This is a genomic window from Cohnella sp. GbtcB17 (assembly GCF_019091135.1).
GTDB lineage: Bacteria > Bacillota > Bacilli > Paenibacillales > Paenibacillaceae > Cohnella.
Genome location: NZ_JAGXJW010000570.1, coordinates 1 through 229 on the forward strand (window position 1 = coordinate 1; position 229 = coordinate 229).

Sequence of the window (229 nt, forward strand, 5' to 3'; positions counted from 1 at the left end):
CTCCACCCGTCGAATCCCCAATGTTTTGCGTAGCTCCCGCACCACAAAGCCAGCGAAGCGGGGTTCCGCAGCCGCCGCGTCAGGTAATCCATTTCCCGCTCCACTTCGCTGCGGAACCATGCCAGCCGGACCGGATATGCGGCGCAGGCGCACATAAAGTCCTGCCACACCAGCAGCCCCATACGGTCGCACAGCACGTAAAAACAATCCGGCTCGTAGCGCCCGCCGC

The 229-nt window shown here is 63.3% G+C and carries 1 protein-coding gene; it reads right to left on the reverse strand.

Going from position 1 to position 229, the window contains the following annotated elements; all coding sequences use genetic code 11:
• Positions 1 to 229 (reverse strand): hypothetical protein (locus tag KVT38_RS34470; RefSeq protein ID WP_217598172.1); only part of this gene is annotated, 229 nt, incomplete at both ends.